At 66.4% G+C, this 14,996-nt stretch carries 14 protein-coding genes and 1 tRNA gene; 1 reads left to right on the top strand and 14 read right to left on the bottom strand.

Annotated features, from left to right (window positions below):
• The first annotated feature begins 33 nt into the window (after positions 1 to 33).
• Positions 34 to 124: transfer RNA gene (locus ABD056_RS02035), tRNA-Ser, on the top strand.
• Between the two features lie 7 nt (positions 125 to 131).
• Here ABD056_RS02035 and ABD056_RS02030 read toward each other — a convergent pair.
• From ABD056_RS02030 to ccrA, 14 genes are all read right to left on the bottom strand, one after another.
• Complete coding sequence (locus ABD056_RS02030) at positions 132 to 1,220, bottom strand: tyrosine-type recombinase/integrase (RefSeq protein WP_343863908.1); 1,089 nt, start codon at positions 1,218 to 1,220, stop codon at positions 132 to 134.
• A 268-nt stretch (positions 1,221 to 1,488) separates the two neighbouring features.
• A complete protein-coding gene (locus ABD056_RS02025; protein WP_343863906.1) occupies positions 1,489 to 1,815 on the bottom strand; it encodes a DUF2190 family protein in 327 nt (108 codons plus the stop codon).
• A gap of 2 nt (positions 1,816 to 1,817) precedes the next feature.
• Entirely contained in the window at positions 1,818 to 2,030 is a 213-nt protein-coding gene (locus ABD056_RS02020; RefSeq protein ID WP_343863904.1) for a phage head-tail joining protein, read from the bottom strand.
• The gene (locus tag ABD056_RS02015; RefSeq protein WP_343863902.1) at positions 2,030 to 3,847 is read right to left on the bottom strand and encodes a prohead protease/major capsid protein fusion protein; all 1,818 of its coding nucleotides are present in this window, start codon (positions 3,845 to 3,847) and stop codon (positions 2,030 to 2,032) included. The genes ABD056_RS02020 and ABD056_RS02015 overlap by 1 nt, the downstream gene beginning before the upstream one ends.
• Positions 3,840 to 5,303, bottom strand: a complete 1,464-nt coding sequence (locus ABD056_RS02010) for a phage portal protein (protein ID WP_343863900.1) — start codon at positions 5,301 to 5,303, stop codon at positions 3,840 to 3,842. Before ABD056_RS02010 ends, ABD056_RS02015 begins: the two co-directional genes overlap by 8 nt.
• On the bottom strand, positions 5,272 to 5,949 hold the full coding sequence (locus ABD056_RS02005; protein ID WP_343863898.1) for a hypothetical protein: 678 nt from the start codon (positions 5,947 to 5,949) through the stop codon (positions 5,272 to 5,274). The genes ABD056_RS02010 and ABD056_RS02005 overlap by 32 nt, the downstream gene beginning before the upstream one ends.
• Positions 5,950 to 6,006: 57 nt before the next feature.
• Complete coding sequence (locus ABD056_RS02000; RefSeq protein ID WP_343863896.1) at positions 6,007 to 6,276, bottom strand: hypothetical protein; 270 nt, start codon at positions 6,274 to 6,276, stop codon at positions 6,007 to 6,009.
• Positions 6,277 to 6,353: 77 nt separating this feature from the next.
• On the bottom strand, positions 6,354 to 6,848 hold the full coding sequence (locus ABD056_RS01995) for a hypothetical protein (protein WP_343863894.1): 495 nt from the start codon (positions 6,846 to 6,848) through the stop codon (positions 6,354 to 6,356).
• 12 nt (positions 6,849 to 6,860) lie between these two features.
• Positions 6,861 to 7,127, bottom strand: a complete 267-nt coding sequence (locus ABD056_RS01990) for a hypothetical protein (RefSeq protein WP_343863892.1) — start codon at positions 7,125 to 7,127, stop codon at positions 6,861 to 6,863.
• Positions 7,128 to 7,939: 812 nt separating this feature from the next.
• Positions 7,940 to 9,835, bottom strand: coding sequence for a phage terminase large subunit family protein (locus ABD056_RS01980; protein WP_343863888.1), 1,896 nt, complete (start codon positions 9,833 to 9,835; stop codon positions 7,940 to 7,942).
• The gene (locus ABD056_RS01975) at positions 9,832 to 10,248 is read right to left on the bottom strand and encodes a hypothetical protein (protein ID WP_343863886.1); all 417 of its coding nucleotides are present in this window, start codon (positions 10,246 to 10,248) and stop codon (positions 9,832 to 9,834) included. Before ABD056_RS01975 ends, ABD056_RS01980 begins: the two co-directional genes overlap by 4 nt.
• A 1,041-nt stretch (positions 10,249 to 11,289) precedes the next feature.
• Positions 11,290 to 11,520 (bottom strand): hypothetical protein, encoded by a 231-nt coding sequence (locus tag ABD056_RS01970; RefSeq protein ID WP_343863884.1) that lies wholly within the window; start codon positions 11,518 to 11,520, stop codon positions 11,290 to 11,292.
• 119 nt (positions 11,521 to 11,639) lie between these two features.
• The gene (locus ABD056_RS01965; protein WP_343863882.1) at positions 11,640 to 13,088 is read right to left on the bottom strand and encodes a helix-turn-helix domain-containing protein; all 1,449 of its coding nucleotides are present in this window, start codon (positions 13,086 to 13,088) and stop codon (positions 11,640 to 11,642) included.
• Between the two features lie 129 nt (positions 13,089 to 13,217).
• Positions 13,218 to 14,996, bottom strand: coding sequence for a crotonyl-CoA carboxylase/reductase (gene ccrA, locus ABD056_RS01960; protein ID WP_343863880.1), 1,779 nt, complete (start codon positions 14,994 to 14,996; stop codon positions 13,218 to 13,220).

Below are 14,996 nucleotides of genomic sequence, written 5' to 3'. Positions count from 1 at the left end.
CCTGCACTCGCGCCCGCCGGCCGGACCCTTGCGGGATGGGTGGCCGAGCGGTTTAAGGCACCGGTCTTGAAAACCGGCGTGGGGTTCCGCCCCACCGTGGGTTCGAATCCCACCCCATCCGCCACCTTCATCTAAGAGCCCTTTCTTTTCATCCGCTTACGGCTCGGTTTGGCTAACTGTTCGGGATGGTTAGCCAATTGGCCGTGCGCGATCCGTTCCATCGCGGAGGCCGCGAGGCGTTCTTGATCGGCTGCCAGCGTGTAACGCTCCACCTCCTTCAGCGTCTTGTGGCCCGTGATGGCCGCGATCTCGTGCGGCGTGCATCCCGCCTCGGCAAGGCGTCGAGCCGCCGCCTTGCGAAGGCCGTGGACGGCGCAGCCTTGCAGGCCGGCGGCCCGCGCGGCGTCTCCAAACCAGTTGCCGAAGCCGGCCGCCGTGTACGGCTTACCCTGCCCAGTCGTGAGGAAGGTCATGTTGTCGACCGGCGTCTGCGCCAGGATCTCCGCCAGCGACGGGTGTAGCGGTATCCACAGCTCCTTTCCGGTCTTAACCTGCTTCACGCGGATGCGATCACCGCGGACGTGCTGGCGGCCCATGCGCACCAAGTCCGACCGGCGTTGCCCAGTGTAGAGCGCCAGCGCCAGCGCCAAGCGCTCGCGCGTGCCGACGGGATAGGTCCGCTCGAACCGCGCGATCTCATCTTCGGTCCAAGTGTGAAATCCGTCAGTGACATAGCGGACGCTCTTCACACCGACCGTTGGGTCGTCCGCCCGGAAGTCCTCCTCAATGGCGAAGCGCATCAGCAGGCGGAGCATGCGCAGGAGGTTGTTCGCCGCCGCCGGCGTTGCCGCCTTCTCCGCCACCATGGCGCGGACGTGCTTCTTCTCCAGGAGCTTCACCGGCTTGTCGCCGTGCGCCGCCTTGAAGCGTTCGAGGATGCCCCGGTAGGTGTTCTTGGTGGAGTCCTTCAGCCCTGCCCACTCGGCGGAGCGGTAGTATTTTGCGATGAGGGCGGCGATGCTCCCCGGCTTCGTCCGGCCCTGCCCGATCTCCGGCCGCGCGACGTCCTGGCCCCGCAGCGCCGCCTCATACGCGGCCATGAACTCGGCGGAGCCCGGTGACCCAGGCAACGGCACCGACTTGCAGCCGGGACGGCGATAGTAATGCCGGAGCCTCCCATGCCGGTCGCGGTAGCGGTGGACATAGGGAAGCTTTCGCATCAGGCGACCTCATCCCACGGGTTCACATCAGACGAAGCGCCATCGACAGGCAGCGCTTCAAATGCGATGTCGAGGGCGGCGCGATCCCACAGTTTTCGCGCTCCAACTCGCTTTGGTCGCGGCATCGCGCCCTCGGAAACAAGCTTGTCAAATGTTCCCGGCGACACCCCTACGTAACCGGCCGCAGCCTCGCGGCTTAACCCGCGAGGCTGGAGGGACGGAGGCAGGGCATCATACCGGGGCATGTTTCGTTCTCCGGCTGCGCCTGTCAGGCCACGACGCCGTTGAGGCGCACGGTGCCGGTCGAGCCAGCGCCGGCCTGCACAGCAACGCCGATCAGCGTGTTGTCGGTGGCGACCGTGGTGCAGGTCTTGGCGGCGTCGTCCCAATAGACCTTGGCGCCGATGGCCCACGCCTCGCCCGCCACCTTCGGCAGCAGGTAGACACCTTGGGTGCAGCCTTCGACCTCGGCGCCGGTGGCGGCGTCGGAGGCCGCCACGGCGAACAGGGAGCCCACGAGGAAGCCGGTGCCGCTGGCCACGGCATAGGGGGCCGGAAGGGTCAGGACCGAGCCGGCCTGAACGAAATTGCGCATGATCAGAGCCCTTTTGAGCAAGAGAAGCGGACAGTGGTGACGGGAGGCCGGCCATCCGCCTCCCGGATCTGGCGGTCAAGTTCAGCGAGCGCCGCCCTTAGTTCCCCGACGCCGCGGTACTCGGCGCTGTTGGTGCCGTCCGCAACAGACTTCTCAGGGGCTGCCAGGGCGGTCAGGAGCGCGTCGCGGCGCTGGCGGAGTTCGGCGACGTTCATCAGGCGGCCCCGTCGTTGCAGTACCAGCCCCGCCAATCGACAAAGCCGGCGCCGAAGTCGAGCCGCACCTTGATGCGCACGCCGTCGATCTCGAAGCCGTTCTGGGACTCGATCTGCGGCCCCGGCGCGCCTTCGAGATAGGCGTATTCCAGGCCGTCGATCTGCGCCGGATCGGCGACCACGTACCAGCGCAGGTCGCTCTTGCCGTCGAGGCGCGGATCGACGATCAGCTCAAGCTTGCCGGCGAAGGTATTCACGTCGTCGGTCGTCGTGGCCGCGATGGTGGCCAGCAGCTTTTCCGCCTCGGTCTCCCGCGCGGCGGGAACCAACAGGTACTTCGGGGTAACGTTGATCAGCGTGCCCGAAAGACCCTTCTGCAGGCGCATGGCGAGCCGGGCATCAGACAGGGTAGCGGACAGGAGCTGCTGCGCAGTGGATGCCTTGTTGCCGTGGCTGGCGTGGAAGAGGGGCGCGCCATCCTCCATGGCCGGGCCGGCGCCGGCATTGGCCGTCAGCAGGTCCACCAGGAAACCGGCTTCGAACTCGGCCGCCGCCACGCCGAACCGGCGCGACAGGTCGGTGAAGGCGCCCAGGTCATCGTTCACCAGCGCCTGGCGGGTGATGCCGATGATCCGGCCGAAGGTGTCGACCTTGTACGACTCCTTGCTGTCCGCCATCGTGCCGGACTTGAACTCGCCGTGCTCGTTGACCTTCTCCAGCGTCGGAGCCTCCGAGAGCTGGATGCGGGTCTTCGCCCGGAAGTCGGGCGCGGTGGTCTGCCGCGCAAGCATCTTCACGCCGGCCGGCGCGGCGCCGTAAGCCTGCCGCAGCGTGCGGCCCACGGTGTCGCCCAGGATGATGGAGAAGTCCGACGTGGTGTGCAGGGCACGGGTAATCACGCTCGCGGCCGCCATGCCGGTGGTGGAGATGCCGCGCAGCCGTAGGATCTCGCGGCCCATCTCGGGCAGCGTCATCCCGGCATACTGGCGGGCCGGCTCGCTGAGCTGGTGCGACGGATTGACGCGGGTGTACAGCGCCTCGCCCATCCAGCCGGCGCGCACTTCGGGATTGTCGTGGTCGGTACCGACGCTGGCTCGCACGGTAGTGATCGGCGCCGCGCTACGCTCGCGCATGGCATCGAAGGCTGCCGCCCGCGCTTCTTCGGCGCTGGCGTTGCGGTCGATCAGGCCATCAGCGAAGGCCGCATCCAGGCCAGCGACGCGGGCGATGGAGCGGATCTCGGCGTTGACGGCCGCACGGGTGGTCACCGGCGCCGGATCGGCGGCGGTCGTAAGGGTCTGGTCATCGGGCATCGGGTTGCTCCGCACGGAGGCGCCGGCATCGGCCGGCAGAGGAACGAAGGAGATTTCGCGGGGCGTCCACCGCACGGCGCGCTTGCTGCGCGTTCCGGTGGCGGGGTCGTTGGTTTCCTGCCACGCCTCCACCGAGTACCCGACCGAGACGTGACGGACGATGCCGTCCTTCACGTCCTGCCAGACGGGTTCCACCTCGGGGCGGCGGCTGAACTTCACGACGGCCCAGCCTTCGCCATCCGCAATCCCCGCATCGTCCACGACGCCGAGGATGCTGCGCACGCCGAACCGGGCGTGATCATCCAGCACCGAGGCGCCGCGCAGCCGCGCAAGGTCGACGTGAGCGGGGTCCAGGCTGAGGGTTTCGAGGAAGGGACCGGCCATGTCGCGTCGCTGGACGGCGGCGCCGGTCGACCACACGACGCGCACGGTGCGCGCCGCTTCATCGAGTGTCTTCGGCGCGGTGGACTGCCGCCGCACCAGAAGGTCAAGGGTGTCAGGCATCTTTGCCTTCCTCCTGTTCGGGTTCGACGGGGTCGGGGTGTTGCACCACCCCGACCCCGGAGCGCGGAGCGGCTGCGCGGGGAGAGGGAACCCCCAGCCGCTTCGCACGCGCTTCGTCTTCTGCCCGCAGCGCATCCACGCGCTCGGCATCCTCGCCAAGAGCGGCGACCACCTGGGACCGGCTCTTGAAGCCGGCTTCCACGGCGGCGGTCTCCGCCTGAATGTCCTTGAGGGGATCGACCCACTCCCAGGCCGGCGGGTTCCAGTCGCAGGCCAGCCACGCCCGGCGGTCGCGCTCGAAGGCGCCGGCCGGGATCTCCCCGCGCAGCACGCGCAGGGTGATGAAGCGGTCCCACAGGGGCCGGCACAACTGCGGCACCAGCACCGTCCATCGGAACACATCGACCTTGCGGCGGAACTCGACCAGGCCCGCCCGGATGCTCGAATAGTTCACACCCGACAGGTCGCCCGTGAGCTGTTCGTAGGTGATGCCAAGGCCCGCCGCGATGGCGCGAAGCTGCGTCCTCAGGAACTCGGTGGTTTCGCCGATCTCGGCGGGCTCGCTGAATTTGATGTCGAAGCCTGGAGGAAGAACCTTGAGGGTACCGGGCTCCAGGCCGGTTTCCAGGATGGAGCCGGAGCGGGTGCCCTCAAAGGCTTCAGCCGCCCCGGTGGCATCAACCAGAAATCCCGCCAGCAGCGCCGCCACTTTCTGCCGCACGAGCTGCGCGTCCTCGTACTCGTCCACCTCCTTGGCCTTCAGCAGGACGGAGGCAAGCCACGACAGGCCCCGCACCTGCCCCGGCTCCATCGCCTCGAACACATGAAGGATTTCGGAGGCCGGCACCCGCACGTGGTTCCAACTCAGTGGTGCCAGCATGTCGCCCGGCGCCGCCGGAAGCACGTGATAGGCGACCGGCCGGCCGTCGGCATCGAACTCGATACCCGACCGGATGTTCCCACCCTCGGCAAGGTCGCGGTGAAGGGTCCGGTCCACCTGATCTGCGGCGATCATCTGCACCCGCAGGTCACCCGTGCCGCTCATCCGCAGCCGAATGAAAGCCTCGCCATGCACTATCACACCGACTGTCGCCAGGCGCTGCACACCCGCCAGGTCGTGGCGGCCGGCGACGTCGATATCCGCCGCCGCGTCGGTGAAGGCGTCGTCCAGTCGCCGCCGCTCAGGCTCAGAAGGGTGCCGCGACTTCGGCCATATGCCGGTGCCCACCGCGTTCGCCGCATAGGTGTTCACGGCGTTGCGGATCACCGGGTTGTTCAGGTAGGCATGAACCGCCCGCTGGCTGACGGTGCCGGCGCCGGCCGTGACGGCGGCGTTCGCACTCGGCACCTGCCGCGCCCCGTCCCAGCGCCGGCCACCGGCAGCGGCATCCAGGGAGCGGCGGGAGATGAGGCGGGCAATTCGATTAAGCATCCCCATCGAGGTCCCCATCATCATAAGCAGGCGGCCTCAAGATTGCGGCGGCGGTTTCAGCGGCCATCTTCCGGTTGAGGCGCGCGGACTGTTGCCGGAAGTCAAAGCCCCGCATTCTGGCGAGCTTCTTGTCCACTTCGGCAAAGAGGAGCGTCACATTGAAGATGATCATCCCGTTCATCGCGTAGGGGATATGCTCCAACGGATCCTTCGTAGAAAGAGGCTCTTCGCCAGGGCGAATGACGATGTACCAGGGCCTCGTCAAGTCTCGCTGGAAGTATTCCGGCGTTGCCAGCCGCAGAGAATCACAAATGGCTTGCTTAAGCTCGTGGTCGGTCCCGTAGGGGAGCTTCCCTTCCATCATCAGAATGCGGGCAACTGAGAAGGTAAAGCTGTTGACGATATTCGCGGCCGTTCCGTAATCCTTCAGCAGCTTTACGACACGATCCATGAGGACGAGCGCATAGACGTCAACGAGACAGAACTCTCGCGCCCGTCCGCGTCCGGGGTTGGCGGATGCCAGCTCCAGGTTGCTCTTGTTGAGCAGGTTCGGTAGCGACATGGTCTTGAGATCACCCGCATGGCAAAGCTCAGAGGGCGAGAACCGTTGTCCGTCCAGGAACTGGACGATCTCGGTAGCGGCTTGGCTGGCGATTAGTTCAGTAGACATACCTTACTTTCTCCCGCTGGCTCCGGCTGGTCAAGAAGAAAGTATGCGAACTGAACTTCAGCGTCGAGAGTCGGTCGGCGGCTCCAGCATCTCCGTGAGCATCGACTCAAGGTTGCCCCGGACTTGAAGACGCTCCCGTTCCGCAAAGAGGGTTTCGGCCATCCGCAGCAGGTGCTGGCGACCGAGCAGGTCGGAGTGGTCGCGCAGCAGCCGTGCGAGCGTGCGCAGGGCGGCGTCGATGGACTCAGCCGTCACGGCGGGCGGCGGTCCCGGCGGCCTGGATCCGGGCAGCCGCAAGTTGACGGAAGGGATCGGATGTGAGGGCATGGCTGGGCTCCTGTGGTGTGCAAGTCGGCGACCGCCATGGGTGCGGCTTCGTCGCCGCTTGGCTGTCAGGCGCCGCCTCATCCGCCCTTGCCGGGTTCAGCGTCGGCGATTCCTGTCCGCCACTCCCGGATACGCTCATGCGGATCAAGGTGCCGCGACATGAAGGTGTCCCCCGCCACCTCATCCCGGTCCATCTGCGCGCCTGCCTCGACAACGCGAAGGATGCTATATGCGGCCCGTTCAACACGGCGGAACCGCTCTTCAATACTGTGCCGCACGTCTGCCGGCACGCAGGGGCCGTACAGGTGCGAGACAATCATGTCCACTTCGTGGAACATGACGACCAGTTGCGCCAGGGCGCCACCAAGGCTTCCAGCGCGGCCGTCAAGGACTCGTTTCCGCAGAGCGTTTTCGCAGTCCAACAAGTGGGCTTCCACGATCTCAAGCCGGGAATGGTCCGGCGAGTGCTGCTTGAGGCGGTCCCGCTCTTCTATGACGCGGTTTACCTCATTGTTGATCCGTGCCAGCTCGCGGCCGTCGCGCAAGACGGGACAGTTGCCTTGTTCCATCATCGCCCCCTCCCCTCACAGGCGATAGCCGAGGTCGCGCCAGAGCGCGAGCCGTTCGGTCATCTCGGAGTGGTACGCCTGGAACAAGGCCGCCTTGGCCTCCCGCATCAGCTCAAGCGCCTTGCGCTTCTGGTCTGCCGCGGGGCCGCCGCGCGGGTAGGTGCGGTCCACCACGTCGCACAGCGTGCCGAGCTTGATATAGGCCGCGTCGAGGGCCTTCTCGGTCTTCGTGTCAGGCCATTCCGCCGGCGGGCGGAAGGTGGTAGAGGTACGGGTAGCCATGCCTCGTGCTCCATGCTCACGGGGTTTCGGTTAGGCCGGGCCGGGTGTTCCAGCACCCTGTCCGGCCGATTGCATTTTTATCACAACATAGTTAACATTCTGACGTCAAGAGAAATCACAACATGGTGGTGATACGTGTTTCCCATCCAGTGCCGCATGGCCCGCACCGCCCTGTCTTGGGGCGTCCGGGATCTAGCTGCGGCAGCCAGCGTCTCTACGCAGACGGTCGCCCGCTTCGAGCGTGGCGAAGCCCTCAAGGACTCCACCGTTGCCACCCTCCGCGCCACCCTCGAAGCTGCGGGAGTAATCTTCATTCCCGAGAACGGGGACGGCCCAGGTGTCCGACTGAAGGGGCGGAAAAATGATTGAGGACGCTACTTCATGGGTGCAGCTCCACTCAGATGAGCTGATCATTAATTTGATGGTTGCTGCCGTTGTATTCGCGGCCACCCTGAGTTGGCGTTTAACAAGAAAGATATATTTTGTCTCAAAGAGCGGATATAAAAAGTTCAGAAGGATGATTTACAATGAATTTGTCTTATCTGTAAGAAAGATAATATTGCATGATGAATGGCTTGATCATATAAGATTTAAACACGATATTGCTTTTAAGATATCGGTTTTATACTCAATTGTTGTGGCCTGGGTTCTTTATCAAAGTCTCCTCCATTCTACGCTCAAGATGATCGTTATTGTCCTATTATCCGGAAGGTTCGGGTCGAATATCGGGCTTTTTATTAAGTATTCATGGTGGATGGACGGCGCGTTGCGCCTCCGCATAAGGCAAGGACGTAGGGCGCGAAGGCTGACGCCTACCGCCCCAGCCACGCGCTCTTGATCACCGTCGGTATGGCCGCGGGGGGCGGCGGAGCCTTCGGCGCATCTACGGCCTTCGGAGGCGCCGCCAGGGGCATTTCCGCCGTTGCCTGCTCCAACTCCCGCCACCTGTAGTCCGTCCATCGCTCTACCCCCAACGCCAGGGCGGCGGCCGTCGCGTAGACCCGGCAGTCGAGGGCCTCGTTGCGCGGGCGGGTCTTGACCCATTCCAGCCGGGCGAAGCCGGTGCGCGTGGTGCGCCGCATGAGCTGTTCCGCCGTGAGCATCTTGAAGAACTCCGGCCCGTGGTTCGGGAAGTGGCAGAAGCCGGGCTGCGGCCCACCATCTTCGTTGCGGGCCTGCCCAAGGCGGTCGTAGAGCTGGCGCTTCAGGATGGACACGCCCAGCGGCCATACCTTGGCGCCGCCGGGGATGCGCCGGCCGGCCACGTTCACGTCAACGGGGCTGGCAGTGCCGAGGGCGACGGTTGCGCGGTCGGAGCCCTTCACGGCCATAGCGCGCCGCCCGACGCGACGGACGAAGCCGTAAACCTCTTGCGTGGCAAAACCGGAGTCGACCGCCAGGCGCTCAACGCGAAGGGCGCCGCCGCCTTCCCGGTCGAAGGGCTCATCGAGGATCGCAGCCAGCGCGTTCCATACCTCAGGCCGCGAGGTGTCGCCATCAAGAACGCGGTAGTCCACCGACCACGTTTCCAGGCCCCTCCCCCAGGCGACCACTTCCAGCTCGATTCGGTCGCGCTGGATGTCGGCACCGGCGGTCAGCACCAGGCCGCCAGCGGGCACTGTTCCGATGCGATAGGGCTCCGTACGCTCGAACAGGCGCTGCCAGTCCGGCGCCTCGCCCCGCTCCTGCCACGTCTCGCCCAGCTTGGTGTTGACGAATACCTGAAGGCGCGACGGGCTATCCTTGCCTTTCACGAACTCGTCCGCCAGGTCACCCCACGAAAGCCAGCCGGGAGGGCTGTAGAGGCTCGACAGGTGGAAACCGGCGGTGCGGCCGTCGCCCTCGGTGTCGGCACGCCATTCCCCCGCCGCCAGCATCTCCGCCTTGGCGCTATTCGGCAGCAGGCAGCCGCAGTGCGGGCACCCATAGGCGGCGTCGAGCGGGTCCGCCTCGGACCACACGACATGCTTCCAGGCGAGTACCTGGAACGTCCTGCACTCCGGGCACGGCACCCAGAAGCGCCGCTGGTCGCTCTCCAGGTAGGCCGCTTCGATCCGCGACAGGCCCGCCACGGTCGGGGTGCTCGTCATGAGGATCTTCTTGCGCCGGCCGAAGGTGGCGGTGCGCTGAACCGCCAGGTCCACCGGATCGCCCTCCCCGTCCGCGTCCACCGGATAGCCGTCCACCTCGTCGAGGAACAGGTAGCGCACCGGCATTGAGCGCAGGCCGACGGCGGAGTTGCCGCCGGTGATCACCAGTACGCCGCCGGGGAATTCCTTCATGAGGGTGGTGTTGCCGCTGTCGCGGGCACGGGGATCGCGCACCAAGCCGCGCAGCGGCGGGCTCTCGACCAGCGGATCCACGCGCTGACGGCTCCAGCGCTTGGCACCCTCGACTGTCGGCTGCACGGCCATCACGGGGCCGGGGGCGTGGTGCATGATGAAGGCCAACCAGTTGTTGCCGGCCTCGGTCTTGCCGAGCTGCGCACCTGCCATAAACACGACACGCTCATAGGGGCTGTGGGGGCTAAGCGCGTCCATGATGGCGCGCAGGTATGGCGTGCGCGCGGTGCGCCAGCGGCCGGGCTCCGAGGATGCCTTGCCGGCGAGGATGCGGTGCCGGTCGGCCCACTCGCTGACGGACAGGCGCGGCTCCGGCCGCAGACCGCGGCGCCAGACCTGATCCGCCCATGCGGCCGTCGTCGTCATGCGTCCAACTCCATGGGGGTTTCCGCCAGCTCCTGCAGGTGGTCGCGCACCGCGTCTTCCAGGGTCGTCAGGATGGCGTGCTCGTCGAGCTGGAAGCGCGCTGCCAGTAGCGGCGCCGTGCGCACCGCCCAATTGGCCCAGGCGTCGCGCTCCATGCGGGCGCGAGCGAAGATGGCTGCCTCTGCCTCGGAGCGGTAGACCACCAGCCCCTTGTCGCGCTCCACCTGGAGGCGGGTGCGTTCGGCCTTCAGCGTCTCGTGCTCCGCCTTAACGGCGGCGAAGTCAGTGGGGCGGGCACCGCCAGCGGTGCGTTTGGCGGGGTCGGTGTTACCCTCGACCCACGCCAGCGCCTCCGCGAAGTTCAGCTTGCCGTCGTCGCGGACGGGCATCCCAGCGGCCACGTACTGCGACACGCGGCCCGGCGTCCGCCCGATCCGGCGGGCAAACTCTGACTTGGTCACCACCTCAGCCGCACTCGGCCCCATCTTAACCCCTCTCCATCCGCTGCACTTTACCGCCTAAACCATTATCTTTTAAGGCTTTAGGATGTTTTGATCTCTACCGCTAGCCAAATCCCGGGGACCTGCCACCCGTAATGTCCGGGGCGGGGAAGGACCCGAAGGCACCTGACGGCCCACCCCCCCCTCTTGAACCCTCGGCGGCGCTCCGTCTTGGTGGCGCTGGCCTTGATCCAAGCTGCTCTAGACTTGTTGCCCTTCCCCCCGAGGCGGCGGAGCAACCTCAGGAGGGTTCGGAGGGTTTGGATGGTAGTCGTTGCATACTCTCCGCGCCGAATTACTGAATTAAATCAACAAGATGAAAGGAAGGTCAGGATAGTTGGAGGGTTTACCCTAGGTGAAACATATTCCCGCGCAGGTCATTACGGGCAATAGGCGAAACCCTCCAACCCTCCTAACCCTCCTAACGCACTGAAATATAAGGAGGATAGTTACGGAGGGTCAGGAGGGTTTAGCCCTCGCGGCGGCGGCGGGTTCGGCGTGAGCCGCCGCCTGGAAGCCTTTGATTTGGCGCCAGAAACTGCCGCCGCCGCGCCGCCGGAGGAGGCGGGTTTGGTCGATCGACGGGTATGGTCATGACGACCACCCCTTGCAGGTGAAGGTGTTCGTGTGACACGTACCCCTTTGGGCGCATCCGCCCAAGGCATGAGGCTCGTCGACAGGTGTTGCCATGATGGCAACACCTCGCCCGCCAGCGCGGGCAAGGTGTCTGCATGATGAAGGCACCATGGTGGAGCGAAAGCCGCCGCCGCACGGCGCCGGCATCGCACCCCCAACTGTGGCCGTCGCCGGTTAGCCGGTGTGGCCGCAAGCCATTGATATGATTGGGGTGGGTAGTCTCGGGTTAGCGAGCGTAAGGCTTTGTAGGAACAAGGTTTCCCCAGTCCCACCCCATCCGCCATGCGTCTCCCCCCCCAATTTCCCGCCCCCACTCCCTCACGCCGCCTGGCTGCGGGTGTCGTTGGCGGCCGGGAGGGTCAGGGTTATGTCGCGGCGGTCCAGGTGGGCGCGGACGATCTGCAGGGCCTCGTCGGGCGTGCCGTGGCGGGTGCCGTCCAGGAGGTCGAGCGCCGGGCCGGCGGCGGTCAGCACATAGGCGCGGTCGCCCTGGCGATGCAGACGGCCGAGGGGGCGGCCGGCGGTGGTCAGGGTCCAGGTTTGCGGCATGACGGTCCTCCTCCGGGGTGGCGGCCTGCGGTGCCGCTCGGCGGCCGCAGCAGCAGCCTCTTCCCCGATCAACGCCTGAAGGCGCACCGTCGACGCACCCGGCGGAGGTCGCCTGCCCCTTATGGCGACGGATTGGGCTTGAAGTAGAAGGCCGAATGGCCGCGCAGGTTCTGGTCGACGATCAGCGCGTGATTGAGCGGCGGGAAGGCGCGCTGGCTGCAGTCCAGGCGCTCGCACAGGCGGCAGTTCACGCCGATGGGCACCGCAGCCTCGCGGTTGTCGAGCTGCAGGCCGTCGGCGTGAACCAGTTGCGCCGCGTGGTGGGCCTCGCAGCCAAGGGCCAGGGCGAAACGCTGCGGCGGCGAGCGGTGGCCGCCGCCGGTCTTGGTCACCGAGCGGGCAATGAAGAAATACAGGCTGCCGTCGGGCATTTCCGCCAGCTGGGTGTGCAGCACCCCGGGCATGGCGAAGGCGTCGTAGACGTTCCACAGCGGACAGGCGCCGCCGAAGCGGGCGAACTGCAGCGGCGTGGCGCTGAACCGCTTGGAGACGTTGCCGGCCTTGTCCACCCGGATGAGGAAGAACGGCACCCCGCGGGCATTGGGCCGCTGCAGGGTGGTCAGGCGGTGGCACACCTGCTCGAAACTGGCGTCGAAGCGGTGCTGCAGCAGTTCAATGTCGTAACGCAGCTTGCGCACCGCCTGGAAGAACTGGTCGTAGGGCAGCAGCACGGCGCCGGCGAAGTAGTTGACCAGCCCCACCCGCGCCAGCGACCGGCTCTCGTCGCTCGACAGGCCGGCATCGGAGATGATGCGGGCGAGCAGCGCGTCCAGCTCCAGCAGGCCGATCTTCGCCGCCAGATGGAAGGTGCGGGCCTGCGGCGGCAGCAGTTCCGACAGCAGCAGGCGGCGGTTGTGGTGGTCGAAGCGGCGGATGGCATGGCCCATCACCTCCACCGGCATGCGCTTGACGCGGACGTGATGCTCGCGCTGCAGATGCTCGGTGAGGCCGCGGCCGAGGTCGCCGGGGACCAGCCCGGCCCGCTGCCACAGGTCTTCGGCGGCGGCTTCCAGGTCGGGGAAGTGGTTCTCGTGGGCCTGGAAGAAGTCGCGCACCTCCTCGAGCGGGAAGGCCTTGGTCTGCAGCAGCTGCATCTTGTCGCGGTCGGCAACGCGCTCCGACAGCGCCCGGATGGCCTCCTGCGCCTCGTGGTAGGCGTCGTACAGCTCCAGCACCGCCTCGCCCAGGGCCGGGGCGACCGACGCCAGTTCGCGCACGTCGTGCTTCTTGATGTCGCTCAGGCGGAACAGCGGGTCGGAGAACACTTCCGTCAGCTGCCCCACCAGCCGCACCTCCTCGGTATCGGCGAAGGCCTGGATCTCGATGTCGAAGGCCTGGCTGAGCTTCAGCAGCATCTGCACCGTCACCGGACGGTGGTTGTTCTCGATCAGGTTGAAGTAGCTGGGGGAAAGGCCCAGGCGCTCGGCCATCTGGGCCTGCGTCAGGTCGAGATCGCGCCGCAGCCGGCGGATCTTGTGCCCCAGCATCACCTTGGACTCTTTTGCCATCCCTCGATCCTCTCGCCAGGCGGGACAGCATTACCGCACAAACACCCCCAACCGCAACGGGAGCGCCCCTGGTCGAGGGCGCTCCCGCGTCACGCTCACTTCTTACGCCTTACGGCAGATCCGGTAGCCTCACTCGGCGGCCGAGCGGGCTTCCTCCGCCACCATGCGGCGCATGACGTCGCCGGTGGCGATGATGCCGATGGCCTTGCCGCCTTCGGTCACCACCAGGTGGTGGATGCGCTTGCCGGTCATCACCGAGACGGCGTCAGTCAGCGTGACGCCGGCGTCGATGGTGTAGGGGTTGGGCGTCATCACCTCGCGCACCGGCAGGTTGCGCACCGTCTCCACCGGGCGGCCCTGACCGGCCAGCACCACGTCGGTGTGGGACACGATGCCGACCGGGTTGCCTTGGTCCGCCACCACCACGGCGGTGGTGTTGCGCGACAGCATCATGTGGGCGGCGGTGGCCACGGTGTCGGTGGGGGCCACGATGGACATGTCGCGCACCATGATGTCGCGCACCACGGCATCGTCGTTGGCCGCCGCCGAGGCCGCCACCGCGCCGCTGTCGACATCGTCGAGCGGGATCGACACCGGCAGGGTGCGCGGCAGGTCGTGGGCGCCGGTTTCCGGCAGGTGCGGGTGCGGCAGGGGCACCGGCTCCGACGCGCTGGCGCCGAGGCCGAATTCCTTGGCGCCGACCAGCACGCCCATGTTGCCGTGCGGATGCTTGTTTTCGTACATCAGCTGGTGGACGTGCGGGATCTCGTTCCAGGTGAAGCCGCGCGACAGGCAGGGGTCGATCAGGCCGTCGATGACCATCTGGTTGAAGGCGTAGCACTGGGCGTCGTTGGCGAAGTGCGAGCCCTGGACGCGCTTCTGACGCATCCACAGGTAGCGCAGGTCGACGGTCGCGTTGTAGCCGGTGGTGCCGGCGCAGACGACCACCATGCCGCCGGTGTCGCAGACGAACAGCGAGCTGGGGATGGTGGTCTCGCCCGGGTGTTCGAACACGATGCGGGGCTGCTTCTTCTCGCCCAGCACGTTCCAGATTTCCTGGCCGAACGCCCGCACGCCCTTCAGCCACTTGTTGTAGCCGGCGGTGTCCTTCCAGTGCGGCAGCATGCCCCAGTGGTCGAACTTGTTGCGGTTGATGCAGCCCTTGGCGCCCAGCTGCATGCAGTAGTCGAACTTGTCCTCGCCGGAGACGACGGCGATGGGGGTCGCGCCCTTGGCGCGGGCGATCTGGATGGCCATGGAGCCGAGGCCGCCGGCGCCGCCCCAGATGAGCGCCACGTCACCGGCCCGCAGGGCGTGCTCGTTCCAGCCGAGCAGCATGCGGTAGGCGGTGGCGCCCACCAGCATGTAGGCGGCAGCGCCTTCCCAGGTCAGGTGCTTGGGCTTGGGCACGCACTGGGTGCCCTTCACGCGGGTGAACTGCGCGAAGGAGCCGTAGTTGGTCTCGTAGCCCCAGATGCGGTAGGTGGGGGAGTACATCTGGTCGACGCCGGCCTGCACCGACGGGCACTCCGGGTCATAGGTGCCGCAATGCACCACCACCTCGTCGCCGACCTTCACGTTGGTGACCTTGGGGCCGACCTTGTAGACGATGCCCGAGGCGTCGGAGCCGCCGATGTGGAAGTCTTCCGGTTCGCCGGCCTTGTTGCGGGCGGCGATGACGTTGATCGGCACGCCGAGGCCGGCCCACACGTTGTTGTAGTTGATGCCGGCCGCCATGACGTAGACGAGCACGTCGTAGTCGCCGATCTCGGGGGTATCCACCACTTCGAGCTTGAAGGCGTCCTTCGGCTCGCCGAACCGCTCGGCGCGGATCAGCCAGGCATGCATCTTCGGCGGAACAACGCCGAGGGGCGGCATTTCACCAATGTCGTACAGTTCCTTGCTCAC

Origin of the sequence: Caenispirillum bisanense, assembly GCF_039523075.1 — a bacterium.
Lineage (GTDB): Bacteria > Pseudomonadota > Alphaproteobacteria > Rhodospirillales > Rhodospirillaceae > Caenispirillum > Caenispirillum bisanense.
This window is presented reverse-complemented; position numbering and strand designations above follow the sequence as displayed.

What these genes read in the sequence shown, in the direction of transcription:
- ABD056_RS01965 (WP_343863882.1), bottom strand. Translation starts at nt 13,088, where the DNA reads ATGGCAAAAGAGTCCAAGGTGATGCTGGGGCACAAGATCCGCCGGCTG.
- ABD056_RS02005 (WP_343863898.1), bottom strand. Translation starts at nt 5,949, where the DNA reads ATGTCTACTGAACTAATCGCCAGCCAAGCCGCTACCGAGATCGTCCAG.
- ABD056_RS01980 (WP_343863888.1), bottom strand. Translation starts at nt 9,835, where the DNA reads ATGACGACGACGGCCGCATGGGCGGATCAGGTCTGGCGCCGCGGTCTG.
- ABD056_RS01995 (WP_343863894.1), bottom strand. Translation starts at nt 6,848, where the DNA reads ATGATGGAACAAGGCAACTGTCCCGTCTTGCGCGACGGCCGCGAGCTG.
- ABD056_RS02020 (WP_343863904.1), bottom strand. Translation starts at nt 2,030, where the DNA reads ATGAACGTCGCCGAACTCCGCCAGCGCCGCGACGCGCTCCTGACCGCC.
- ABD056_RS02010 (WP_343863900.1), bottom strand. Translation starts at nt 5,303, where the DNA reads ATGATGATGGGGACCTCGATGGGGATGCTTAATCGAATTGCCCGCCTC.
- ABD056_RS02030 (WP_343863908.1), bottom strand. Translation starts at nt 1,220, where the DNA reads ATGCGAAAGCTTCCCTATGTCCACCGCTACCGCGACCGGCATGGGAGG.
- ABD056_RS02000 (WP_343863896.1), bottom strand. Translation starts at nt 6,276, where the DNA reads ATGCCCTCACATCCGATCCCTTCCGTCAACTTGCGGCTGCCCGGATCC.
- ABD056_RS02015 (WP_343863902.1), bottom strand. Translation starts at nt 3,847, where the DNA reads ATGCCTGACACCCTTGACCTTCTGGTGCGGCGGCAGTCCACCGCGCCG.
- ABD056_RS01970 (WP_343863884.1), bottom strand. Translation starts at nt 11,520, where the DNA reads ATGCCGCAAACCTGGACCCTGACCACCGCCGGCCGCCCCCTCGGCCGT.
- ABD056_RS02025 (WP_343863906.1), bottom strand. Translation starts at nt 1,815, where the DNA reads ATGCGCAATTTCGTTCAGGCCGGCTCGGTCCTGACCCTTCCGGCCCCC.
- ABD056_RS01990 (WP_343863892.1), bottom strand. Translation starts at nt 7,127, where the DNA reads ATGGCTACCCGTACCTCTACCACCTTCCGCCCGCCGGCGGAATGGCCT.